Here is a 26,216-nt window from a genome sequence, read left to right on the forward strand (position 1 = left end):
ATTTAGTTGGCAAAAAAACTTTTAATTTTAGGAAGTTGTTTTGCTATTGCGTTATCAACGAGTGATGGAAATGCACCGTTAATACGGGCAAATAATGTTTCTGGAAAACCAATAAAACGACGACGTTTTTTTGATTTAATTAAATCTATTAATGCATCAGCCACTTTTTCTGGCGGATCCATGGTGTTACCCAGCTCTTTGTTCATCGCGCGTACTTGCGGCGAATTAATCGCGGTATCGGTGGCACGAGGCGCTAAATACAATACTTTGACATCGCTGTGGCTGAGCTCTCTGGCAAGGGCTTCGGTCATCCCTCTTAGGCCAAACTTGCTAGCGCAGTACAAGGTTTGATATGGATAACCAATGCTGCCAAACGACGAACCAATATTGACAATCGTGCCTTTATTGCGGGTCACTTGTGGTAAAAACAGCTGACACAATTTAATAGGCACATGCAGATTAATATTTAACAGGTGATCAATTTGCTGCTCGCTAATTTCACTAAACCCCTGCATTACATTAACGCCTGCGTTATTGATTAGTAACGTTGCCCCGCCAATTTGCTGAGCAAACTTAGCAAGTTCGTCGCGAGATTCGCTGTTACTTAGGTCAGCCTGAAAATACTCAGCATCATTGCCACATTCCAATTTAAGTGCAGCAAGTTGCTTCACATTTCGACCAACAAGTAATAAACGCCAACCTTCTTTTGCAAGGCGAAGGGCAATAGCACGGCCAATGCCCCCTGTTGCACCGGTTAGCACACAAACTGGGCTACTCATGCGCTTTGCTCCAAGTCAGCCTCGCTAAAGAAAGGCTCGATATCGAGGTCACGGAAAATATTGCCGTACAGTTTATAAAAACATTTTGCGGCGTGAATGATGGCTTGCTGGTCGTCCTCGTTATCAATTTTGTTCATAAGATTTTCGAAAAACTTCACATGTTCAATATCCAGTGCACCGTGCGAAGTAAGGTAGGTAAACGCCTTTTTAGGTAAACCTACAACCTCACGGATTTGCCCTGCTGCATTATCGGCTAATGCAATCGAAGTGCCTTCAAGCACATGAACCATGCCAAAGAATGCCAATGGGTTACCGCGATTAATTGCATCGTAGGCGTACGACACCATTAATTCGGTCGAAAACTGTGGACGAGAATGACGTACTAGCTCTTTATCAAAACCGCATGCTGCAATATCGTTTAGCACCCATTCTTGGTGGCCTAACTCTTCTTCGATGTATTCTGCAACAGCTTCGCGCAGCCACTCTTGTTTATCGCTCAGCTTTGCACCGACTGCCATCAGCAGTGGTACTGTGTGCTTAACATGGTGATAAGCTTGCGTTAAGAACGATGCATATTCACTCAGGCTTACTTCACCTTTAAAAACGCGGCCAATAATCGGCGCAGCTAAAAGGTAGTCACGTTCTTTCTGTGTTTCGGCTTGTAATGTATTGAAAAATTGACTCATGCTCGTCGCCTCTTGATAAAGTGCTGAAATCTCTGTAGCAAAAAATTGATTAATAACATCGCGTTTAGGGCGATTATTGCTGGTTAATAAACCTTGCGTGTGGCTCATAGGCTCTGCCATTCGATGCCATTTTCTGATCTGTGCGTATTCGGGTAGTTGCGCGTTTTGTGCCGTAATATGGGCAGCAAGTTCAGCGTCACTCATCGCTTGGTTTGCATAGATAAGCGCGGCTAAAAATGCCTGGCCTTCGCCAATCACCACCGCTTGTTGTACTTGGCTGTGGCTAAGCAATAACGACTCTGGCCACTCGGCACTGATATTGCGCCCAAAGCTGGTGATCAGCTGATTTTTCAAGCGGCCTTGTATAATCAAGCGACCTGCTTGCTCAGTAACGAGATCGCCGGTTGCATACCAATCGTCAGCATTTTGCGCGGCTTGACCTAAGTACCCCAAAAACAATGAGCCTTTGATATAAAGCTGGCCATTTTCAATTTTGTATTGAATGTGCTTTAGCACTCGCCCTGCGGTGTCGATATCATCATCAGTCTGTGTATTTAGGCTCACCACCGATGAAGATTCAGATAAACCATAGCCTTGATAAACGGGTAACCCGAGCTTACGGGCTTGCTTAATAAGCGCTTGGCTTACAACCGCGCCACCTACAGCAATAAACTTTAAGCTTGTAGGTGCTTGCCAGCCTTGCTTTGCAAAAGCCACTAAACAAGTCAGTAACTCAGGCACTAAAATAAGGGTATTTGGCTCAGTGCGTTCAATTGCTGCTATCAATTTGCGTGGTTCAAGTAACTGTGCACCAGAAAAACCAAGTTCCGCTAAAGGCACTAAGTTAACTGTGCCACCTGCTAATAGCGGCGCATACACACCCGCTAAATTCTCAAGTAAAACCGGTAGCGGCAGTAAACATAAATGGTTTGGTTTTTCTAAACCAATGCTTTGGTAAAGTGATGTCGCTACCTGCATTTGACTCTCAAGCGATAAACACACCCCTTTAGGTGTGCCCGTTGAGCCCGACGTAAAGGTAATCTTTTGCGTGTTTGCAAAATAAGGTACAGACTGTGTATTACTCAATTGATAAACATATAAAGGGTAATGCTTACATACATCCACTAGCGCCACTAATTTTGCATACTCACCTTCGTATGCACGGTCACATACAAATAACCCTGCCCCACTGTTTTGCAAACCAAACGCAATTTGCTGGGCAGTAAAAAACGTTGGTAGTGGAATCGCCACTCTTTTAAGCTCGCTAAGCGCAGCTTCTAATACACACCAAGCGGGTGTGTTATCTAATTGATAAGCAACCCCCTGGGCATCAAATTCAGCCAAAGTAGACAGTAAACGAGTCACTTGTTCAGTAAATTCTTGTTTAGTTAGTGAGCGCACACCCTCACTTTGATAGCAAACCATCAAGGTGTCGCTACCCTTATGCGGTAACTGTGTTAACCAGCTCATAACGCCTCCAAATAGACAGCCAATTCAAGGGATGACTGTAAACACTGCTGTTTGATATTGAATAAAACGGGGGTATTTAATACACGTTGATGTGCTTCGTTTAGGTCAACCACACAAATGGTTGGCTGATTGTCGTAATAGCTACCCCAGCTTGCTGGATCTTGTAGTGCTTGTGCATTGGCAACACCGATTTCTTTGCAATTTACACCCAGCATTTTTAATAGCGCTCTCACTTTACGGGTTGCACAAAACACTAAATATTTTGCGCCCGCTTGATAGAGCGCTTCATTCATTAAAACAAAATGTGCCAAGGTGGCTTTTCGATGCGTTGAGCATAAATTACCTAGCTCAAAAATGTGCTCACGCTTGGCACCAACAAAGTGCTCAATAGACGCAGGGAGGTATTGTTCAATAAACAAAGGTTGTGATGCAGAGCGAAGACCTAACGTACATACTTCATCATCAACATTAAGCTCACAAAGAAGCGGCATGAACTGCGAAATTTTCGCGTCATAAGCTGCAGCAAAACCTTGCTTGATATTACGCTCAAGACGGTCACGGAATTGACCTCCTTCACGCGTGCAAACAAAGGCAGGCTCTTGAACTTGAGTTTGATGTGATTGTTGAACTGAAAGCATAATTGTTCGCTCCACTTAGGTTATGTGTAAAATTTATCGAGCGAAACTTAAATAAAACTTAAGAAAAATTAATTTTTATAAATATTTTTCAACCTTATGAAATTTAATGTTTTTATTTTTATAAAAACAAAAATGCCAGTCTGTTTGACTGGCATTTTAATACTTAAATTAATGTTAAACTTAGATTACTTAACGATAGTCATCTCTTTAAGTAGGTTTTGAGCATTATCAACTTTATCCATCACCCACAACATGTATCGTGAATCAACGTGAATTGAGCGATTTAAGTTTTCATCGTAATCCCAATCACCAATAATGCTTTCGTAAACACCATCAAATAACAAACCAACGAGCTCAGCATTACCGTTTAACGTTGGAGAGCCTGAGTTACCACCTGTGGTATCTACGTTCGATAAAAAGTTAACCGGAACAGTATTCATACCGCCGGTGTAATCGCCATAAAGCTTTTGCTTAATTAACTCGTTTTGTTTCTCTGGTGAGTTGAATGGCTCAACACCGGTATTTTTAGCAAGCAGTCCTTCTAAAGATGTAAAGGGGGTTGCCACTAAGCCATCTTGCGGTGAATAGCCGCCTACCGTACCGTAAGTTACACGCAGGGTGCTGTTAGCATCTGCATAAACAGGCTTATTAAGCGCCTTGTTATAAGCTATGATTGCCTCCATTAATGCAGGGCGAGCAGCTTGCTGTTTACCAGCCAGTTCTTTTTTCGCATCCTCCATGTCTTTAGTAACGGCAAAAACAGCATGTGCATATTGAATAAATGGATCGCTACTTTGCTTTAACTGAGCAAAGTCAAGATCTGCCATCCACAAACGTTTGCTTTCATCTGCAAGAACCGATTTAGCATACATATCATCAAGTAACGCTTGTTGTTTTTGCTTATCAAAACCGCTTGTTAAACCCAGCGCTTTATCGACTTCTACAACGCGCTCATCGTTTGGTAATGCGGCATATTGCTCAATAAAGTACAGTAAGATAGCTTTATCAACGGTTTCATCATAACGACGACTCATGCTTTCTAAACGTGATTTAATGCGTGGCATATCACGCTCTTGATAACCGCTTTCGCGTTCAGCGTCTGGCTTTTGTTTTTCATATGCTAAACGATACAGCATACGAGCCGATGACATCATTTGTGAACGGTGTACGTAACCTAACATACGGTCGCGCTGGTTATGCTCTTGAGACTCAGCAACTAGCGCCGTTAAATCAGCAAGTACATGACCGTATTTAGCTTTGCGTTTACTATCTTCATTGATCCACGCAGTGAGATCTTTTTCGAATTGTTGCTTACGACTATACATTGAGCCTTTATTGAAGCTCTCAATCATTGAGCCATAGTTTTTAATGTAATTGTTGTAACCAGCAATCGTGCTTTCATAAGCGATTCGTGCCTCTGAACCCTCCGAGGCATTTTCTTCAATCAACGAGACATATTTAGAGTTATATTTACGTGCTAATGGGTAAGCTGTATTAAACACGTAATCAACTTCAGGCGAAATTCGGTAACGGTTTGTGCTGCCTGGGTATCCGGTCACCATCACAAAATCGCCTTCTTGTACGCCTTTAGCACTCACTTTTAAGAATGCATCACTTTGGTACGGCACGTTGTCTTCTGAATATTCAGCAGGCTTGCCATCTTTGCCAACATACGCACGATAGAACGAAAAATCACCGGTATGACGCGGCCACATCCAGTTGTCGATATCACCGCCGTATTTACCGACGCCCATCGCTGGCGCATACGCTAAACGTACATCTTTAATTTCAAGCGATTTGATTAGGTAATACTCAAGACCACCATGGAAAGTATACACATTACAGCGATAGCTCTTGTCTTGTTCACACTCACTAACAAGTGCTTTTTCATTTGCTTGAATAGCATCAAAGCGTGCTTTACCGGTTAGCTGTTCAGTCCCTTTGTTTACTTTATCAGTTACTTCAACCACTTCCTCGGTTACATAAACACGAGAACCAGGGGCTGCAGGCACTTCATCATTGTGCTTTTTTGCTAAAAAGCCATTTTCTAAAATGTTGTTTTCGGTGGTCGAGTTATATTGAATCGAACCATAGGCACAATGATGGTTTGTTACAACTAAGCCTTTTGGTGATACAAACGAAGCCGTACAACCGCCAAGACTGATCACCGCATTCATCGGAAACTCAGTCAGTTTTGAAATTGAATCTACATCAATGCTCAAGCCTTTCGCTTTTAAAACTGATTCAAGTTCTGGCAGTTGATGAGGTTGCCACATGCCCTCGTCGGCAACGGCAACATTTGCGACAGCAATACCCACTGCAGCAGCAATAAATTTAAAACGCATAGTCATCCTTTTTTATAATATTTTTGGCAGGCATATCATTAACCTTGTTTTTATTAATAGCAATGATTTGCGACTACCTTTGTCAAAATTTGTAAACACTTAAGGCTATGAGTTCTAATACTTAGACTCATGAACCACGGCATTGTGGCCATGTAAGCTTTCTTGGTGCTCAACCTTAAATTGGTAGTCAGCAATACTCGGCATGGTTTCGAAGCATTGTTTTAATCGCCTTGCCGCATCTTCACAAAACAGTAAGTTTTTTGCGTTAAGGGCTGCAAATGCTTGTTCATCTTCACGTTTAACAGCGGTTTGTACTGGGGTACCAATGGCTTGCTCACATACGGTGATAAAGCCGCTAATATCAGGTAGTTTTTCACTACTAAAGGTGACATCAACGTAGGCATAAGAGCGCTGACTATGAGGAGTTGCAATTGAGCCCTGTTCACTTGCAAGCCAATTGAGTAAAGATGCTTTATCTATACTCGCATCGCTAAATTGTTTATCGACTGCCTCGCTCAATAGCTGCCTTGATAATGCCGCTGAGCATGGGCAGGTGCTGCTGTAGGCAATATCAACTTTTAAGTTAATGGTGAGTGATTGTTGCTTTGTAATCGTTAATACAACAGGGTAAGCATTATAACCTGCATGGTCGCTCAAGAGCGCTGGTTTTAGCAGTGGTAAATCAAAATGCAGCACTAGTTTTGCGCCTTTACTTAAGCCTTTTTGTGATGCTAAAACGGCCTCCATAAACTCGTTAATACGTTGAGTCGATAAGCTTTGATTAGCCAATAGCTGATTAAGTAGTAAATAAAGCCGCGACATATGAATGCCTTTAGCATTGCTATCAAGGCTAACGAACACATCAGCTTTGGCATTAAGGTGCACATCAACATGAGTTTGTGCAAGCTTCAAAGGCAATGCTATTTTTTCCATGCCCACCCATTTTAAAGGCGACTGAAAATCTACATTAGAGTGCGAGGTAATATCGGGTAATTGCATATCAACTTCTTTTAACGATTGAATGTTAAGGCCATAGCGGCCTGTTTGTGCGGGTATACGTGCTTCCCATCAAAGACACACTCACCATTTACAAAGGTATGTGTTATTCGGTGTGAAAAGGTGGTGCCACTAAATGGAGTCCATTGACATAAGTAATGAGTGTTTGTGTGCTCAACGTGCTTTTCTGCGTTTGGGTCAACCAGAACTAAATCAGCAAAATAACCTTCTCTAATAAAGCCCCGCTCTTCGATAGCAAACCGCTTTGCCACGTTATGTGCCGTTTTTTCAACAACTTGCTCAAGGCTTAACTCACCATGTTTTACCTGCTCAAGTAACGACAGTAATGCATGCTCAACTAAAGGGAGGCCTGCTGGCGCAGCACTGTATTGTTGCTGCTTTTCTTGCCAAGTATGAGGGGCATGATCGGTGGCAATAATATCAATGCGACCATCGCGTACTGCTGAGAGTAGCGCTTGGCGATCTTGCTCTGATTTTATGGCGGGGTTACATTTAATTTGATTGTCATAGTTTGCGTAATCATCTTGGTTAAACCACAAATGATGCACGCAAGCTTCGGCAGTTATGTGCTTTTGCTCTATGGGTGCGTTACTAAATAGTTCTAGCTCTTTTGCCGTTGTAAGGTGTAAAACATGCAGCTGTGAACCATAACGCTTTGCCAACGATACCGCATACGATGATGATGCATAACATGCTAACTCATCACGAATTAATGGGTGATGTTCTATTCGTAACTCACCATAGCGCTTTGCTAAACGGCGCTGATTTTGTTGAATCACTTCACCTTGCTCACAATGGGTGGCAATAAGTACGGGGCTTTCGCGAAAAATAGCCTCTAGAGCGTGAGGGTGTTCAACCAGTAAATCCCCCGTTGATGCCCCCATAAATACTTTAACGCCGCATACCATTTTGGCATCAAGGGCTTTAATTTCATCGAGGTTATTAGGGGTTGCGCCAAAGTAAAACGCATAATTCGCAGCGCTGGTTTGCGCCGCTATTGCGTATTTATCTGCCAATGCTTTTGCAGTGGTGGTCGAGGGTGAAACATTAGGCATTTCCATAAAGCTGGTAATGCCACCAGCCACAGCAGCGGCAGATTCACTGGCAATCGTACCTTTGTGGGTAAGGCCAGGCTCTCTAAAATGAACTTGGTCATCGATCATACCAGGTAACAGCAATAAACCGTTCGCATCAATCACCTGATCATTAACGTTGGCTGTGATATCAGTAGCGATTTGAACTATTCGTTTACCAACAATTTTTATATCATGTGATCCACGTTGTCCTTCATTAACAACGCAGGCATGTTTAATTATGATAGCCATACGACTCCTTGCTTATTCAGCAACATTTGCAACTTATCGTAAAAAAATGCACTCCATGGCAAGATTGATTGCAGATTAAATTGTTACAATATAACATACCACATCATTATTCTTAGGTAATAGTCATAGATGAAAATAATTAAGCATCCGCATTTGACTAGCTTGGCATTACTACTGCTATCAGTTATAAATAGTAATTTTGCAAATGCCAAAAGCTTACGCGTGGTCACTTGGAACACCGAACACTTAGCAGCTCACAATGGTAAAGGCTGTAAAGCCAGAGACACTGAAAGTTACACTCAGATGCGCCAATACGCTCAATCACTTGATGCAGATGTAATTGCACTTCAAGAAGTTGACTCTCTGGCGGCTGTTGAACGAATATTTCCTGACTCAAAATGGCAAATAATCATGTCATCACGAACTGATTCGCCCAGTTACACTTGTAGAGAAAACAAGCAAGCATCAACACAACAAAAAGTCGCCTTCGTGGTGAGAAAGCCTATTTTAATAAAACAGGTTAACCACCTAAGTGAGTTAGCTAAAGCGAAAGTGGGTGCAAGAGAAGCGATTCACTTACAAATTGAACAAGCGGGTAAACCATTAAACTTACTTAATGTTCATATGAAAAGTGGCTGCTTTGTTGAAAATTATGAAGTATCAAATAAATCAAATTGTGCAATATACGCTAAACAAGCTGAGTATTTAAAAAGCTACCTAGCCCAGCAAAACTTAGCTCGCGAAAACTGGCTTATACTGGGTGATTTTAACCATCATTTAACAGCCACAGATAACCATTTTAGAGTTGAGCTTTTAGCAGCTTCTGACTATAAAAATAAAAAAGATTATAGTGATGGTTCGCCACTTATCGCAGCTAATAACCTTTTTATCGCAACAGATGGTGTAGTAGGTTGTCATCCAAAGTACCCTTTGCCCATTGATCACATTGTGACATCAGCTTCCATGAGGCGCGCTTTGGTGCCATCTTCTGTGAAATTTCACAATTACAACACAGATCATATGTTAAGCGATCACTGTGCTTTATCAGCGCAATTTAATTTTTAAAAGAAAGAGAAAACAATGAAACACGTACTCGCAACCGCGATTAGCTCAGCGTTATTATTAACGGCATGTTCTGAGCCACAAACAACAGAAAATAAAACAACAACTGAACAAGTTGCAACAACGGCTGACGTTGAGCAAGCAAACCCATTATTAGTAAAAAGCGTATTACAATACGAAACGCCTGACTTTAGTGTAATTAAAGATGAGCACTTTATGCCTGCTTTCAATAAAGGCATGACAGAGCAAATGGCTGAAGTACAAGCTATCATTAGCAATCAAGCTAAGCCTGACTTTCAAAACACCATTGTTGCCCTTGAGCTAAGTGGCGAATTACTGACTCGCACCCGCAGCATTTTTTATAATCTAGCAGGGAGTGATTCAAACCCTAAACGTCGTGAAATACAAAAAGAGCTCGCACCAAAGCTTGCTGCACATAACGACAATATCTTTTTAAATAAAGACTTATTTGAGAAAGTCTCCGCTGTATATGCTGAGTCAGATAAACTAGCATTAACCGCTGAAGAAAAACGTCTTTTAGATGTTTACTACAAGCGTTTTGTACGTGCCGGTGCGAAACTAACCGCAGAAGAAAAACAGCAGATCCGTGACATTAATACAAAACATTCAAGCTTAACGACTCAGTTTTCGCAGAACTTATTAGCACTGACTAAAACGAACGTTGTGCTTGTTGATGACAAAGCTGAGCTTGAAGGTTTACCTGCAGGTCAAATCGAACAACTTGCTAATGCAGCAACAGAAGCTGGCCACTCTGGCAAATACCTAATTAAGATCACCAACACAACACGCCAACCTATTTTAGCGACACTTAAAAACCGTGATTTACGTGAAAAAATTTGGCGTGCTTCAGCTGAGCGTGCACTTTCTGGTGAAAACAGTAACCGTGAAATCGTTGCAGAACTTGCTCAGTTACGTGCTCAAAAAGCTAAGCTACTTGGTTATGATAGCTGGGCGGCATTCGGACTAGAGTCACAAATGGCGAAAACGCCGCAGGCAGTATTTGATATGTTTGCTGGTATGATCCCTGCGTTAATGCAAAACGTCAATGCAGAGGCTGAAGCAATCCAAGCTAAGATCGATGAGTCAGGTGAACAGTTCAAACTACAACCTTGGGATTGGTTATTCTACGCAGAACAAGTTCGTAAAGATAAGTACAACCTAGACGAAAATGCAGTTAAAGAATACTTTGAATTTAATCGTGTGCTAGAAGACGGTGTATTCTTCACCATGAACCGTTTATACGGTATTACTTTCAAACCACGTAACGATATTCCAGTTTACCATCCTGATGTTAAAGCCTATGAGCTTTTTGATGAAAACGGTAACAGCTTAGCCATTTTCTTTGCTGACTACTTTGCTCGCGAAGGTAAGCGTGGCGGTGCATGGATGAGCTCATTTGTAAAACAATCAGGCCTTAAAGAACAAAAGCCTGTTGTTGTTAATGTAATGAACATCCAAAAAGGTGCTAATGGTGAACCTACGCTTATCAGCTATGATGAAGCGACGACTATTTTCCACGAATTAGGCCACGGCTTACATGGCATGTTCTCAAAAGTAAAATATCCTATGCTTTCAGGTACGTCGGTATCACGCGACTTCGTTGAATTCCCGTCAACGTTCGAAGAAGACTGGGCAATGTATCCCGAAGTTATCGCAAACTATGCGAAACACCATAAAACAGGTGAACCAATTCCTGATGAGTTACTGAAAAAAGTAATCCAATCACGTAGCTTCAACCAAGGTTTTGATACGTTAGAATATGTTGCTGCTGCACTTCTTGATATGGAATGGCACTCACTGCCTGCAGATGCACCATTACAAGACATTGAAGAGTTTGAGCAACAAGCACTTACAAAACATGGTGTAAATGTACCATTTGTACCACCACGTTATAAATCAGCATTCTTCTCACACTCTATGGGTGGCGGCTACTCAGCTGGTTACTACGCATATATGTGGAGTGAAATTTTAGCAGCTGATGCCTTTGCTTATGTACAAGAGCAAGGCGGTTTAACTCGCAAAATGGGTGACAAATACCGTAAAGAAATTTTAGAAATGGGCAACTCGCGCGACTTAATGGAATCGTATAAAGCATTCCGAGGCCAAGAGCCAGACACTTCAGCGTTATTAAAACGCCGCGGTTTAAAAGCGACGGTTCAATAGTTTTGTAATGCAACTTTTTGCTTGCCCTGACATGGGCAGGTAAGAAAATACAAAGTCAGCATAAATTAAAAAAGCCCTTACAGAAAACTGTAAGGGCTTTGTTTTTATCACTGTCTGATAATTAACTTAGCGTTTGCGGCGACGACCTACTAACGCTAATGGAGCAAGTAGTAAGGTCAAGAAACCAAAACTACCACTGCTTGAATTTCTAGGCTCTGGGGTTTCAACCACAGGTTCAGCTTCATTTGTAACAGCAACCGTTACTTGCTCTGACACGGATGCAACACCGTCGCTAACAACAACCTCAAAGACGACCTCTTCATCTGCTGAGATTGAGCCTGGAGTGAAACTTAATGTTGCAGTATCTTCGCCTGATAGTGTTGCTGCTGAACCACTCACTTGCGTCCAAGCATACGTTAATTCATCATCACTATTACGATCAGTTGCAGTTACGCTTAACGTACCTGTTGCAGACTCAGAAATACTTTCATCGCCAGACACGCTAATAACTGGCATTGCATTATCACATGCAAAAGTATCACCCGCGATAACATTTGATAGTATCGGTGTTGTTACATTGGTAAATGACACATTATCAATCCACCAACCAAACTCACTTACTGCACTATCAGACGATAAACGGAAACGAAGCTTCGCGCGGTTACCATTTAATTCAGTTCCAAATCGAATTGTTTCGTAATTACCATACGCACCGTTCTCATCAATGTTATTGCCTGTAAACGTATCACGGTCTTGAATTGCCTGTGCATCATTTTCAGTCAGCGGACCATCATAGCCAACATCAAATGTGCCACCCATTTCAGTTACATCAACCCAATTACCACCATTTACACTGATTTCAACAACACCACCATCCCAATTTTCTTCAATTAGATAGAAGTGCCAGAATGACACTGCAAACTCGCCAGCAAAACCAATCTCAAACTCTTTAGTTTCAACAGCAACGTCTGATTCAAAATCATTGTTATTTAGGTACATGGTTTGCTCACCAAGCCCAAAACCAAAGGTATTGAAAAAGGCTACGTTGCCATCATTAGCCATACTTTGAGTGCCCTCTGCTAGGTCACCACCCGTCATTACGTTTTCTTTAAAGTCATGTAGTGACGTCGCTGCGACTTCCATGTTATCTGAAGTTTGAGAACCTACAGGTGCTTTTGCTTCAAAGTCCATGTTAACCGTATATGAGAGTGTCTCGCTTGCTGCTTCAACAATTTCATCATCAGCAGAAAGTTCTGGGAATGACACTTGAATCTCAAGTGTATCTGCGGTGCCCGCATCATTCAGTGTAAATTTAATAGGCGCACTTGTAGCCGATGTGAATGGAGTCATCTCATCAAACGTGATTAAGCCATCATTTTCAAAAGTAACATCATGGTTACTAACAACGCTCAACTGTGCTTGTGTACCTGTCAGTGTTTCACTACCTGTATTGGTAATGCTCACGGTTAGTGTGCCGGTTTCACCTTTATCTAGAATGTTATCATTCGAGCAATAACCTAACTCTGCACCGTTAAAGTTATTGTTTACGCTCACATCTTTAAGAGTAAAGCTGGCAAGCTCCATATCATCAGATTCAACCACACCGGTTAAGTCTGTGCTGAAACGCTCTGGAGCAACAGCACCTAAGCCCATACCACGCTTAGCAAATGCACCTAAAATAAGCTCGTAATCGTTTGTATCAACAGCATAAGCAGCAGCTAGGATTGCATCACGTGCTTCTGTGTATAGCGGCGCAATTGGTGTCAATTTATAACCCGCAACAAGGTAGTTAGCCATGCGGTTTTGTGCTTCTTCAAAGCCATGCTCGTTAATTAGTGCAACATAGCTTTCCCACAACATTGTTGCCCAAATTTCACCGGCAGCATGAGGCGAAGCCACATTTGTTGGCGCGATACCAACGTCCGTTCCTGCATTTTCAGTAATGTGACGGAAAGACAGTGGGTTTACTTCCATGTTTGTAGAATATGGAACACGGCGAATACCAAAATAGAAGTCTTCTACGAATGTACCGCTACCGTAAGCTTTTTGGAACTTGTCGTTGCCAGGAATGTTGATATCACCTGCTTTAGCAATAAACATAAGTGAGTGGAAATCACCCCAGCCTTCACCCATGGCACGGCCTTGGAAGTTGATAAGACCAGACGAGTTACCGACTAAACGGTTACTAATATAGTGACCCCATTCGTGTGCAATAATACCGTTATCTAATGTGCCATCTTTTAACGTTGCTTTGTTAAACATGTTTACAGTTACAGCATTACCTGCATCTATCGCGTCATACATTTTATGACCGTCAGCAAAGTTAAGTCCCATGTTTGGAATAAGCACAGCATCATCTTCACCGCCCATAGGTGCAGGATCATCGGTATTAGGATCATTATTTACAACGATTGCACCAATAGCGCCCGCTTCTTGAGCGTGGAATACTTTTGCAGTGAAGTTACACGAACCACGGTCAACTAAAGCAATTTTACCAGCTAAATCAGCTGCATTAGTCGCAGGCTCACAACCATCCGTTACACTCCCTGAATCAACATCATTACCATCGATTAGGCGAACAACTTCAGCGGCTACGTCTGCAAACTGACCTTGACCAAAACCAGAAACTTGCGTTGATTCAAGAAGACCAATCGTTTCATCAGATGTAACTACAACACCAAAGTCTACACCTACTTTCGCATCTTTTGAGTTGTATAAATACATTTGCATACGAGGGCTTGCACCATCTGCTGGTGTAGACATATTTGCGTTGTTTAGACCGCTGTTATCTTGTGCTTGCGCTTCAATTGGATCGCCTTCTACACCACCACGGCCATAGTTAGATACTTGTGCAACATTTGATGTTTCGTCAAAACCATGATCATAAAAGAAATCATGTAAGAAGTTGTTCATGTAGAACAAGTTAACGATAGCTGCCTTACGGTTGTCATAACTATTAGCAACCTGATCAACTTGATATGGGTAGTCAAAAGTATAATCAGACGTTGTTTCAGCCGTAAAGTCACCCTCAGTAAAACCTTGTGGTGCAATAACATCAGCATACGCAAAAACGTTATTACCTGATGTAGTCGTTGCATCATCCTCAAGCCAAGGGTCCATTGTGCTCAGCTTACTGTAGTAAGATAAGCTAACTAAAGGCGCATCTAGGATTTCAGTTTCATCAACTTGATCAGGGCCGTCAGCTGGGATTACGTCGCCGTGTGGACCTTCCCAAGGGTAACCATCTGCATCAGCCCATACACGATAATTAAAGTCTGCCGCGTGTGCTTTTAAGTCTTTTTTGAAGTAAACCTTATTGTTGTCAGCACCAATAACGTAGCTGAAATAGTCGCTATCTAGACTATTTTTATCGGCAACTTCAACTTCAACATAATAAGCCGACTCAAGTTGTCCATTAACTTCAAAAAATACTTTCTTCGCACGTGGTTGACCAACGACAACTTTTTCACCATTTTGGTTAGTTACATTGTACTTAACATAGTCACCTTGCTCTGTAGACTTAACCAGCGAAACATTGATATCTGCTAGCTCTTTAATAGCGCGCTTGATACTTTGCTCAGCACCCACAAATTTAGCAAGTGGTGCAAATGATTTAGTCGCATTAGAACTAACGTTAGCAAAGTAACCAGAGCCAGCTACTAAGTTTTGCTCTTTGTCCATGATTAAGTTGTATTCACGGTTGAATACTTCAATATCATGTACTTTTTGCTTGTATTTAGCCGTGATTGAGCCCAGTTTTTGCTCAGATAAATCAGTTAATACTGCACTTGATACACCTTTCTTAGCTGTACTTACACCCGTTAGCGCATTTAAATAAAAATCTGCAGCGTAAGCATTGCGTTGCTCTGGTAAAACAACTGACATATCTGGTTTCGCTTGACCAACAGCCTGCCATAAGAATGTCGCTTTGCCTAATTGAGCATCAAAAATAGATTTATGACCCGATACAGTGCGGCGCTCAGCTAATGCACGTTGCTGAGTTATTTGTGGGTTGAATTGCGCGTGTGAGCTTGTACTAGAGGCACTGTAGAAGCGAGTTTGTTCACTTGCTTGTACTTGTGATGATGCCAAAATAGCCGTTACTAATGTTGCTACAGCGCTTACTTTAAATTTAGCCATGCATAAGTTCCCTGTTGTTATATTTTTAATTTTGGTTAACAATTTAACCAACTATAATGTACCTAAAGCTGTTAATAAAAAACAGTAAAAACTGTAAACAAAAGTAACAATAGTAGGAGATTAGATGCACCAGATTAATAAAATACAACTAATTATAGTGTTATCCATGTTAACCTTGGGTTGCCAAGAAGGTGATAATGTAAATAAAAAGGAAGACACACCTAAAAACACAGTTCTTCAAAAAGAGCAAAACACACCACAAACCACAACAAAAAAAACAGAAGAGTTAACGAAAACGAACAGTCGTTCTGTTAATAACAATGGTGAAAAACTAACTTATAACTCTGAGCAGCTTTTAAAAGGAACCATCGTCTTTAACCACGCAAATTCAGAGCAAGGTACGGTGACAGGCACTGTATTTATTACACTCAAAACCGAAGAAGCATCCTTAGCACTACTAGACACCTATAAATTAAAAAAGGTAGCTGAGCATACGTACAGCTTTTTTGTCGATAAAGGTACTGATTTAAAAGTAGTCAAAACTGAATTAGAAAAATACCCAGAAGTCGGTATTGTTGAAATTGCTGTGGATTACACACCCATTAACGAAATACGTTAATTTATTTTATTACAAAGTTAAAATAAGTCGCAGGGTAAGCCTGCGGCTGATAAGTGAAATGCCACCACTCCATTGAATACGGAGCAAAACCCGCATCACTCATAAGTGTTTTAAGCTTATAACGATTAGCTTTTTGAGTGGCACTAATTCGAGGATCATCCGTATTTGAAAGCGTATCAAACATGTCAAACGGTGATGCCATATCAAGCTCAACACCATATGCATCTACTAACGTTAAATCAATGGTTGAGCCACGGCTGTGGCCTGATTTAGCAGCAATATAATCACCTAACAGCTGATCTTTATTAAGGTTAGGATAAAACTCAGCTTTGGTGCGCGTATCACTTAAATCATTAACCCAACGTACAAAATGATCAACAGCGCGCTGTGGACGATAACAATCGAATATTTTTAAATTCAACCCCTCTTTCTGAGCCGCCTTTTGTACGTTTTTAAGCGCATTCGCTGCGGTTTTGTGCAATAAACATTTAGGCGCAGTGTAACCATCAATAGGAGCGCCCACAAAATTATGACGCCCAAAGTAGCGAATATCTAAAACCGCGTTAGGAAGGAGTTCACCAACATCAATAAACTCACTCCGCTTATTCTCACTCGTCTTAGCTTGCACTAGCGATGTATTGAGTAAAATGACACTCAACACACAAGCCATTTTCATTAAACGAGACGAACTGATGGATACCATGTGATTTTCCAAAATAACCTAATGGTATTTACTATTACATATAAAATAACTTATTCCAATACTGGCACTTCAGACACGAGTGGAAGATCTTGGCAAAAGGTGGCATCAAGTACACAACGATTTCGACCTGTTTTTTTAGCTTTGTAGAGTGCTTGGTCAGCTAATTTCATCACATCTTCAATACTAAGCTGCTCCAAAGGCCAGCCTGAAATACCAATCGACACATTAATACAGCCCACAGGTTCTATATAATATTCAGACACTTGCATTCTTAAGCGTTCAGCAAGCTGATAGGCACGTTTTGCCGTAACCTTTGGCATAATAACAATAAACTCTTCCCCACCTGTGCGAGCGACAACATCGCCTTCTCGCGTTGCATCAACTAATAATTTAGCCAATGATTGCAGCACTAAATCCCCAATATCATGGCCAAACTCATCATTGACTCGCTTGAAATGATCTATATCGATTGCTAAAACTGCAAATGGGCATCGCTGTGCCATCAACTGGCTTAACCTGATATCCAAACTTCTTCGGTTGTGCAGGCAAGTCAAGGGATCCGTCTGCGCTTCCTGCCTCAGTAGGCCTATTTTACTTTGCAAAAGCCCAACTCCTTTGAGCATTGCATTTCTTAACTCGTTACTTTCATAATACCAAGAACGAAGTTGCTTGAGCTCTTGCGATGTTGTAGGTCTATCTAATGTGCTTGCTGTTTCTGCCAGCTGTTTCAGTGGCTGTGAAATAAGTCTTGCTAACACCCAAATAAGTATAAAAGTAAACAAACCGATAGGTGCTGTACGTAAAAAGACCTGCCACATAAGATTATCAAGTGGCGCAAGTGTACTTTGAAGGGGTCTTTGCGTGACGACTCCCCATGGAGCCACCGACAAGGGTGCATACCCAGCGAGCATTTCAATCCCCTGACTATTTTTAACGATCTGTGTGCCAGCGTGACCACTTAAAACCGATTCAATAACTTTATTATCAAATACTTGCTCGCCTATACGATGTTTATTAGGGTGGTAAAGTAAGCGATTATTTTCATCAACAACATACAAGTATGAGCCATCTTGATAATAATGAACTTGCAATAATTCATTCAAAATACTGGCGCGTTTTAAATACAATGTACCACCTACATAGCCAATAAACTCCCCTGTTTTATCAAACAAAGGCTGTGACATAAAAATTAGTAGGTTGCCGGCCATGGAAATGTAAGGCTCACTAATCATTGGCCTACGGTATGATAAAGCGGCTTTAGTTCCAAAACTGTCGACTTTGAGGTTTTGTAAGTTTAATGACGCTGGAGACACGCCTAAAATATTGCCTTTTTTATTTACAATAATCGTAGAATTAAAACTATTGGTTTGTAACCTTAAGCGTTCGGTTTCTGCATTAATTAACTCTTGGTTATTAAAATCTGTCTCTAATATTTTACCAACATAAGCAAGCTGTTGTTGAGCAGCTAGCAAAAAGTTATCTGTGGCTGACACCAATTTTGCAGCATAAGCTTTATGGTTATTCAAAGTTTCATTAATAAGTTGCTGTTTTTGAACTTGGTAACTTGAGTAATAACTATTAAGAAAAGTAATCAGCGTTGCTGAAAATGCTAGCAACAAAATTAAACGATGCAGGTTTAAACCTGTTCTAAGACTATTAAGCACGGTATTTTTCTCATATTAAACCCAATATCCGCATCGGGTACATCTAATACCTTTATATTAGCAACTACTACTTTGTACCTCTATAGAACTTTTGTCATAATTTGATTTAGCGCAAGAAAAAGAGCAAATACTCTACTCATTACTCTGCTGATCTAACAAATACAAAATTGATTGATAGCTAATGCCACTGTGCTCAGTTAAACCAATTTCGCAACTACGACTATTTGACACACCGCGACGACAGTTGTTTGGTACTTGTTGTTTAAGGGTTTTTAACGCGTTGTTATTGAGTTCTGGCAAGTTAAAGCCTTTATCACCAGCAAAACCACAGCACTCAATATCAGCAGGTATAATCACCTCATTACTACATGCCTTGGCAAGTGATACCAGGCTTTGCTCTTTACCTAATCGCTTAGAACTACAGGTAACATGGAGCATCACCGGCTCATTTACGGGCGTGACTTGCAAATTAGGCAGTAAATGCTGGGCTGCAAAATCAGCGCTTTCATAAATTTTGAGAGCCGTATTTTGTGCGGCATTAAGAGTAGTAAGTGCACAAGGGCTGGCATCAAAAACAATGGGATATTGGCCATTGTTTGAAAGCGCCACAAGCTCAATAAGTAACTGCTCACTTTTGTTTTTAAACTCGTCATTAAAGCCTTTGCTAGCAAATGGCATACCGCAACAAAGTGAATCTGCTCGTTTCGGCAGCACTACTTCATAGCCTGCTTTGGCAGCGAGTGAATAGATCACATCTAGCAGTGGTCGCTTATCATCAGCAAGTTTATCGGCCGCGAAAACTCGGCTTGCGCAGCTTGGCATATACACCAACTTTTTCGCTTGTTGGGGTTGTTGAAGCTTTCTATTAATTGGCTGCTCAGCCCTTGGCCACGCCGAGTAATACAGCGGTGTACCAAGCAACTTATTAGCAGGTTTACTCAGGCTTCTTAGGTTACTACTGCCGATTGCTTTTTCGAGCACCTGCATCACACTTAAACCAAACCGTGCCCCCGTAGCAACAACCGCAAAATGCTTGCTGGTAAAGCGTGATAATGACCGCGCAATCTTATTTGATGAGGCTTGCTCTGCTCTGAGCGATTTTATAAATTCGCCCGTGTTTATCCCCACTGGGCATTTAAGGCCGCAAAGACCCGTTGCCGCGCACGAATCAATACCAAGGTATTTAAAGTCGGCTTCGATAACACTGAGCTTTTGATTTAATTTCTGTTTGCTTGCTACATCATCAGTTGTTAGTAATTGATTGTGCAGCTCTGTGCGGTGTCGCCATAAAGTAATGCGCTGCCTCGGTGTTAAGGTAAGCCCTTTTGATGGACAAACAACTTCGCAAAAGCCACATTCAATACAGGTATCGATAATATCATCACTTTTTGGCATGACTTTTAAATGCTGAGTGTGAGCATTTTTGTCGTGATTAATAATAACCCCAGGGTTAAGAATATTTTGTTTATCGAATAGTGCTTTAAGCGCAACCATCACCGCAAAGCCATCATCTCCCCATTCGGTAGCAACAAACGGCGCCATGTTACGCCCAGTGCCATGCTCAGCTTTTAATGACCCTTTTAGTTCAACCGCCACTAAATTTGCCACATCAGCCATAAATTGCTCGTATCGGCTTACTTGCTTTGGTGTATCAAAAGCTTGGGTGAATACAAAGTGCAGATTTCCGGCAAGGGCATGCCCAAAAATAATGGCTTCATCATAACCATATTTAATAAACAATTGATGCAGCGCATTCACGCCCTCAGCTAATTTATCAAGAGCAAAGGCAACATCTTCAATAATCACAGTAGTGCCTGTTTCGCGCACTGCGCCAACCGCAGGAAACGTGCCTTTACGGATATTCCAAAGTGCCGCATTTCGGGCAGTATCTGCAGAGAACTCTATCGCTGCCAGTTGGCTTTGCTTAAACTCGGCAAGAAGTTGCTCGGTGATCTTAGTGAGCGCATCGAGAGCCTGTGCATTTTCAGCTCTTAACTCAATTAACAATGCCGCTGATTGCTCTGGGTAGCTGGCCACTTCTTTTGGCATTATGGCATGCTCAGACACCGACATCAGGGCGCGTTTATCTAGTAGCTCAACGGCTGCAACATCAAGTTCACTCAGCCTTTGTACCAGCTCACACACCTTGCTGATATCATCAAAAATAAAGAAGCCTGTGTGTTTGTACTTATGCTCAACCACGGTGTGGTAGGTGATATCGGCGATAAAAGCTAACGTACCTTCAGAGCCAATAATGAGGTGTTTAATGATGTCGATTGGATCAGCAAAATCCAGCAGCGCATTTAAACCATAACCCGTGGTATTTTTTAAACGGTACTTATGGGCGATGCGCTCACTCAAATCTGGGTTTTGCTTTACGCTATCAACTAGGCTCATTAACTCATCAACAAAGCGACTATGGCTTTGCAAAAAGGCATTACAGCTTTGGCTATCAGCCGTATTTAGTACAGTGCCATCGGCAAAAATTAGCGTCATATCTTTTACTGTGTGATAACTGTTTTGCGCTACCCCACAGCACATACCCGATGAATTATTTGCCGCCATACCGGCTATTTTGCAGCTATTAATAGACGCAGGATCAGGGCCAATTTTTTTACCAAACGGGGCTAATACTTGATTCACTCGAGCACCAATGATCGCCGGTTGTAAGCGAATTGCCTCGGCGTCACCAAGTATCTCAAACTTGCTCCAACTGTCGCACAACAAAACCAATACTGAGTCAGTAATTGCTTGCCCAGATAAACTCGTTCCAGCGGCGCGAAATGTGATGGGTACGTGTTGCTCGTTGGCAGCAATGATCACTTGCCGTGCTTGATTTAGATTGCTCACTAATACAATTAACTCAGGAATTAATCGATAAAAGCTGGCGTCTGTCCCATACGCATAACGGCGCGAGTAATCTTCTATTAATGCAGACTCTGGTAAAAAAGGTTTAATTTGCTGTTTAAATGCGTGCAATCGAGCTAAAGCCATCTCGCCCCCAGGCTTGTCATATTTACGCTGATGAATATGGAATATATTATTACTTTAAATTGACCTAAAAAGCGACCTATTAAATTGATAAATTATCAACTTGCCAAGGTTTTCATCAATATAAAGGGTTGGTTATTTAAGCCTATTAGCCTTATTTGGTGATCTAACTTAGCTTTTTGCAGTCGGACAGAAAAACCGCTAGGGTAGCAAAAAAATACTGTATTTATATTTAAAAACCCATTAACATCAAGAATAATTTATTCTAAAAACTAAATAAGCGTTTTGCTTTGGAGCTTGCTGTGTTAAATAAGTTTGCACTATCGTCACTGGTTATCGGATTAGGATGTTTCATGCCATTACAATCATCATTTGCTGAGTCTGCATTAACTTTAAAACAACAGTTAGGGCAAAAGCTCATGCTTGACCTGCGCTATTACTGTGAACAAGACCTAGGTGAGCAAAAATGCCGCACACCGGTGACAGAGCTGCCGGCCGATTTAGCGAATATCATCACTAAACATAACATTGGTGGGGTGATTTTATTTGCAGAAAATATCGATACCGTGCCGCAAGTAATCAAACTTAATAATGATCTACAAAAAGCCGCTGCCAAGTCAGAGTTAGGCTTACCGCTGTTTATTTCGATAGACCAAGAAGGTGGCCGAGTTGCCCGTATTCCTCGTGATGTAGGTACGTCGTTTACCGGTAACATGTCGATTGGCGCGACCTATAAAGAACATGGCACCCACTTCGCGACTGAGTCTGCCCGCATTATTGCCGACGAGCTATTGGCACTGGGTATGAATGTTAACTATGCACCCACAGTCGATGTAAACATGAATCCAGATAATCCAGTTATTAACGTGCGCTCTTACGGCGAAGATCCGCAATTGGTTGCAAAACTAGGTGGTGCCCAAGTGGCAGGATTCGAAAATAACGGCGTTATTTCATCATTAAAGCACTTTCCAGGACATGGCGATACCAATGTAGATAGCCACACAGGCCTGCCAAAAGTAATGCATGATAAAGAAACCATTTGGCAGCAAGACCTACCTCCTTTTAAAGAAATTATTAAAAACCAACAACCGGGTATGATCATGACGGCACATATCCAATACCCAGCCCTCGATAACAGTACATTTGTCAGTAAAGAAGGCAAAACCATGATCAAACCTGCGACTATGTCGCGCAAAATCATCACCGACTTATTACGAGAAGAGCTCGGTTATCAAGGTGTGGTGATCACAGATGCACTCGATATGGCAGGGATCAGCCACTTCTTTGAACCAATTGAAGCGGTAGTAAATACCTTTGCAGCAGGTGTTGATATTGCCCTTATGCCCATCGAAATCAGAAGCCCTAAAGACCTAGCTGTGCTTGATGCTCTGATTGAGCGATTAGAGCAAGAAGTACAACGCGGCACGTTAAATGCCAACGAAATGAGCGCGTCTGCAACACGTATTTTAAAACTAAAAGAAAAATTTAAACTCAGCTCTTCACTTGATGACGAAGCAGCCATCAAAAAAGCGCAGCTTTTACTTGGCGATCAAAGTCATAGGAAAGTAGAAGCTGAGTTAGCATTAGCGGCTATCACCGAAATTAAAAACGAGAAAAACACCCTACCGCTTAGCATTAAATCGGGCAACAAAGTACATATTATTATGCCAGATACCCGCAAATGCTATGCTCTGCAACAAGCGTTAATTGATAACACCGATCAGCTAATCAGCTTTAGCTGCACGAGTTTGCAAGGCTACGAGCCGCTTGCAACATTACAAAAAATTAATGAAGCCGATATCATCATTGCCGCAAATGCGTCACCAAAACAAAGCGCTGTTGAAGTGGGTGGTATGGACGATTTAGCCGATAACCCAGAATTTGCAATTGCTAAGACTGATCAATCAGCTGCATTAGAGTCCTTATTAAAGCAAGCAAAATTAGCCAATAAAAAGACCGTATTTGTAAGCTTACGTGCCCCTTACGATATTGCGCAGTTCGGACAATTTGGCGATGCAGTACTTGCCACCTATGCTTACAATATAGATGTAGATACAGATGAAAAAATTGCTGGTCCTGCTTTTACAGCGCTAGCAAACGTTTTACTAGGGAAAGCCCCTGCAAAAGGGCAGCTGCCCGTTACTATTAATGACCTAAACTGAGTGTTATTGTAATAACCTCGGTTAGGTTTTAATTTTCAAGGAGAGGCACTTGCAAAAAGATGCATCATTAACCACCCCAGCGGCTATTCGTAAAATGGTACGCGAGGGTGATTACAGTGGTAATACGTCTGGGTTTGCGCCTGGGTTTGTACAAGCAAACTTAGTGATCTTACCTAAACAATACGCGTTTGACTTTTTGCAGTTTAGCCAAGCCAATCCTAAATCATGCCCTATTATAGCAACCAGCCGTTTACCAGGCGTTTCCGATATGCCAACTGTTGGCGAAAACATTGATATTCGTAGCGACTTACCTCGCTATCGCGTCTTTAAAAATGGACAAATGATTGAAGAAGTGACTGATATCACAAGCCATTGGCGCGACGATTTAGTCACCTTTTTGATTGGTTGCTCATTTTCATTTGAAGAGGCATTGATTGCCGCAGGCCTTGAAATTAGAAATATTAGCGAGCAAAAAAATGTCCCTATGTATGTGACCAATATAGCGTGTCAGAGTGCGGGGATCTTCCATGCTAATATGGTTGTGAGTATGCGCCCGATGAAACCTGCCGATGCCATTCGCGCCATCCAGATTTGCAGCCGTTTTCCAAGTGTACATGGTGCGCCAGTGCATTTTGGCGACCCTGCAGCAATCGGTATTAAAAATATTAACAAACCTGAGTTTGGCGATGCAGTGACCATTAAAGAAGGCGAGGTGCCGGTATTTTGGGCCTGTGGTGTTACTCCACAAGTTGCGATTGCCAATGCAGCACCTGATTTTTGTATTACCCATAGCCCAGGGCATATGCTGGTAACCGATATTCCAAATAGTAAAATGGCAGCATTTTAAATGACGATGAAACTAAACTGCGACTTAGGCGAAAGCTTTGGTATGTGGAAAATGGGCCTAGATGAGCAAGTGATGCCACATATTGATATGGCTAATATCGCTTGTGGCTTTCATGCGGGCGATGCCGATGTAATGGCACGCACCCTCTGCCTTGCAAAAAAGCACAAGGTTACTATAGGCGCACACCCAAGCTATCCAGATAAACAAGGTTTTGGTCGTCGTTCGATGGCAATGAGCGAAAAAGAACTCACTAACTGCCTTCATTATCAAATTGCTGCGATTGATGGCATGGCAACTGTGCATGGTTTAACGCTGGAATACGTTAAACCACATGGTGCTCTTTATAACGATATGATGCGCGAAGAGCATACGTTAAATATCGTTATGCAAGCAGTTGCTCGTTATCCAAAACCACTAAAATTAATGATTTTAGCCACCAATCAAGCAACCAAACACAAAGCACTAGCAAGTGAATTAGGTATCGAACTCATTTTAGAAGCCTTTGCCGATCGCCAATATACCGATGAAGGAAAGTTAGTCTCACGCGCTCTTGCAGGAAGTGTTTTAGAGAAGCCAGCTCTTTTGAAGCAGGTAAAACAATTAATTGAACATGGTACTGTTACCACTCGAAGTGGCCAGCAGCTCACGCTCCAAGCCGACAGCCTTTGTGTTCACGGCGATAACGAAGCAGGCATTGCCCTCATTCAAGAGATCAACGCATTATGCCAAGTCTAAGTGATGAAGCACTCAGTCTAAAAATAGAAAGCATGATGGTCGAACTAAATCCACGAGGTATGCAGTATTTATATGCCAGGCAGACCAAGGGCACTTATTTACGCGCCGCACAGTCACTTCACAAGGCACAACATACTATTCTGATTGGTACAGGCTTTGCGGTCAACAACACCTTTGAAACCGATGGCCCTGTTGGCGCTATAGCACTTTACAAAGTACTCGAGAAGCTTGGTAAACAGCCAATTTTGGTCACTGGCAACCCCCTTTACAGTGCCCTGAAAAAAGACTTTAACTGTTTTGAGCTGCCAATTAACCACATTGATAATGCGCGCACTTTTAGCATTAAAGCCCTTGAGCAGTTAAAGCCTGATTGTGTTTTATCAATAGAGCGCCCGGGGCTTAATCAGCATCAACGTTATTATAATATGCGCGGCATTGATATTTCGGAACATTGTGGCTGCTTTGATTTTTTTGTGACAGAAGCACACTGCCCCACTATTGCAATTGGTGATGGCGGTAATGAAATAGGCATGGGTAACCTTGCACAGCATATGCAAGATCTTAGTATTACACCTTGTTTAACACCTTGTGATGAGTTGCTGTTGGCTGATGTATCTAATTGGGCCGCTTATGGTCTCATTGGATTCTTAAGCCGCTGGCACAACACAGACTTATTGGCAGATATTGAGCCACTAGACATTCTGCATTACCTAAGTGAGCGCGGTAGTGTTGATGGTGTTACCCATAAAAACGAGCTCACTGAAGACGGTTTGCATGCTATGCATGGCCAACAATTAATAACTCAGCTTCGCCAACTTGGCGGCTTTATTACAGAGAATGAGGTTTAAC

General features: G+C 41.8%; 17 protein-coding genes and 1 pseudogene. 7 read left to right on the forward strand and 11 right to left on the reverse strand.

The genetic code is table 11. The features are described from left to right. Nucleotides 1-2 precede the first annotated feature (2 nt). The 7 genes and pseudogenes from NYF15_RS01705 to NYF15_RS01735 form a co-directional block, all read right to left on the reverse strand. Nucleotides 3-779: an SDR family oxidoreductase gene (locus NYF15_RS01705; protein WP_371352563.1), complete on the reverse strand. Its 777-nt coding sequence runs from the start codon at nucleotides 777-779 to the stop codon at nucleotides 3-5. Continuing rightward, the gene (locus NYF15_RS01710) at nucleotides 776-1,465 is read right to left on the reverse strand and encodes a TenA family transcriptional regulator (protein ID WP_371352963.1); all 690 of its coding nucleotides are present in this window, start codon (nucleotides 1,463-1,465) and stop codon (nucleotides 776-778) included. Before NYF15_RS01710 ends, NYF15_RS01705 begins: the two co-directional genes overlap by 4 nt. Nucleotides 1,466-1,477: 12 nt before the next feature. Beyond that, nucleotides 1,478-2,935: pseudogene (locus NYF15_RS01715) on the reverse strand (AMP-binding protein); the annotation flags it as partial. Further along, nucleotides 2,932-3,573: a thermostable hemolysin gene (locus NYF15_RS01720; protein WP_237119300.1), complete on the reverse strand. Its 642-nt coding sequence runs from the start codon at nucleotides 3,571-3,573 to the stop codon at nucleotides 2,932-2,934. The pseudogene NYF15_RS01715 and the gene NYF15_RS01720, both read right to left, overlap by 4 nt. 185 nt (nucleotides 3,574-3,758) lie before the next feature. Next, complete coding sequence (locus NYF15_RS01725; protein ID WP_371352564.1) at nucleotides 3,759-5,918, reverse strand: S46 family peptidase; 2,160 nt, start codon at nucleotides 5,916-5,918, stop codon at nucleotides 3,759-3,761. A 114-nt stretch (nucleotides 5,919-6,032) separates the two neighbouring features. Then, nucleotides 6,033-6,917, reverse strand: coding sequence for a GTP cyclohydrolase FolE2 (gene folE2, locus NYF15_RS01730; RefSeq protein WP_371352565.1), 885 nt, complete (start codon nucleotides 6,915-6,917; stop codon nucleotides 6,033-6,035). 11 nt (nucleotides 6,918-6,928) lie between these two features. Beyond that, complete coding sequence (locus NYF15_RS01735) at nucleotides 6,929-8,260, reverse strand: dihydroorotase (RefSeq protein WP_371352566.1); 1,332 nt, start codon at nucleotides 8,258-8,260, stop codon at nucleotides 6,929-6,931. A gap of 129 nt (nucleotides 8,261-8,389) precedes the next feature. Here NYF15_RS01735 and NYF15_RS01740 point away from each other — a divergent pair, with 129 nt between their 5' ends. Together NYF15_RS01740 and NYF15_RS01745 are read left to right on the forward strand one after the other, a co-directional pair. Then, the gene (locus tag NYF15_RS01740) at nucleotides 8,390-9,325 is read left to right on the forward strand and encodes an endonuclease/exonuclease/phosphatase family protein (protein WP_371352567.1); all 936 of its coding nucleotides are present in this window, start codon (nucleotides 8,390-8,392) and stop codon (nucleotides 9,323-9,325) included. 15 nt (nucleotides 9,326-9,340) lie between these two features. Next, entirely contained in the window at nucleotides 9,341-11,506 is a 2,166-nt protein-coding gene (locus NYF15_RS01745) for a M3 family metallopeptidase (RefSeq protein ID WP_237119305.1), read from the forward strand. 126 nt (nucleotides 11,507-11,632) lie between these two features. Here the strand turns inward: NYF15_RS01745 and NYF15_RS01750 are convergent, their stop codons facing one another. Then, the gene (locus NYF15_RS01750; RefSeq protein ID WP_371352568.1) at nucleotides 11,633-15,646 is read right to left on the reverse strand and encodes a rhombosortase-dependent M36 family metallopeptidase; all 4,014 of its coding nucleotides are present in this window, start codon (nucleotides 15,644-15,646) and stop codon (nucleotides 11,633-11,635) included. Nucleotides 15,647-15,770: 124 nt separating this feature from the next. Between NYF15_RS01750 and NYF15_RS01755 the strand changes: the two genes are divergently transcribed. Further along, on the forward strand, nucleotides 15,771-16,265 hold the full coding sequence (locus NYF15_RS01755) for a hypothetical protein (RefSeq protein WP_371352569.1): 495 nt from the start codon (nucleotides 15,771-15,773) through the stop codon (nucleotides 16,263-16,265). 1 nt (nucleotide 16,266) lies between these two features. Here the strand turns inward: NYF15_RS01755 and NYF15_RS01760 are convergent, their stop codons facing one another. The 3 genes from NYF15_RS01760 to NYF15_RS01770 form a co-directional block, all read right to left on the reverse strand. Continuing rightward, on the reverse strand, nucleotides 16,267-16,968 hold the full coding sequence (locus NYF15_RS01760) for a M15 family metallopeptidase (protein WP_371352570.1): 702 nt from the start codon (nucleotides 16,966-16,968) through the stop codon (nucleotides 16,267-16,269). A 50-nt stretch (nucleotides 16,969-17,018) separates the two neighbouring features. Continuing rightward, entirely contained in the window at nucleotides 17,019-18,632 is a 1,614-nt protein-coding gene (locus NYF15_RS01765) for a sensor domain-containing diguanylate cyclase (protein WP_371352571.1), read from the reverse strand. 132 nt (nucleotides 18,633-18,764) lie between these two features. Next, nucleotides 18,765-21,626 (reverse strand): FAD-binding and (Fe-S)-binding domain-containing protein, encoded by a 2,862-nt coding sequence (locus NYF15_RS01770; RefSeq protein WP_371352572.1) that lies wholly within the window; start codon nucleotides 21,624-21,626, stop codon nucleotides 18,765-18,767. A gap of 350 nt (nucleotides 21,627-21,976) precedes the next feature. Here NYF15_RS01770 and NYF15_RS01775 point away from each other — a divergent pair, with 350 nt between their 5' ends. Genes NYF15_RS01775 through NYF15_RS01790 form a run of 4 tightly spaced genes read left to right on the forward strand, consistent with a single transcriptional unit; the run spans nucleotide 21,977 to nucleotide 26,215 of the window. Then, nucleotides 21,977-23,785, forward strand: a complete 1,809-nt coding sequence (locus tag NYF15_RS01775; RefSeq protein WP_371352573.1) for a glycoside hydrolase family 3 protein — start codon at nucleotides 21,977-21,979, stop codon at nucleotides 23,783-23,785. 49 nt (nucleotides 23,786-23,834) lie between these two features. After that, a complete protein-coding gene (locus tag NYF15_RS01780; RefSeq protein WP_237119312.1) occupies nucleotides 23,835-24,632 on the forward strand; it encodes a putative hydro-lyase in 798 nt (265 codons plus the stop codon). A gap of 6 nt (nucleotides 24,633-24,638) precedes the next feature. Next, nucleotides 24,639-25,367, forward strand: a complete 729-nt coding sequence (locus tag NYF15_RS01785) for a 5-oxoprolinase subunit PxpA (protein WP_371352964.1) — start codon at nucleotides 24,639-24,641, stop codon at nucleotides 25,365-25,367. Continuing rightward, nucleotides 25,355-26,215: a glutamate cyclase domain-containing protein gene (locus NYF15_RS01790; protein ID WP_371352574.1), complete on the forward strand. Its 861-nt coding sequence runs from the start codon at nucleotides 25,355-25,357 to the stop codon at nucleotides 26,213-26,215. The genes NYF15_RS01785 and NYF15_RS01790 overlap by 13 nt, the downstream gene beginning before the upstream one ends. Nucleotide 26,216 lies beyond the last annotated feature (1 nt).

Origin of the sequence: Pseudoalteromonas sp. 68 DY56-GL68 (assembly GCF_041414825.1) — a bacterium.
Taxonomy (GTDB): Bacteria; Pseudomonadota; Gammaproteobacteria; order Enterobacterales; family Alteromonadaceae; genus Pseudoalteromonas.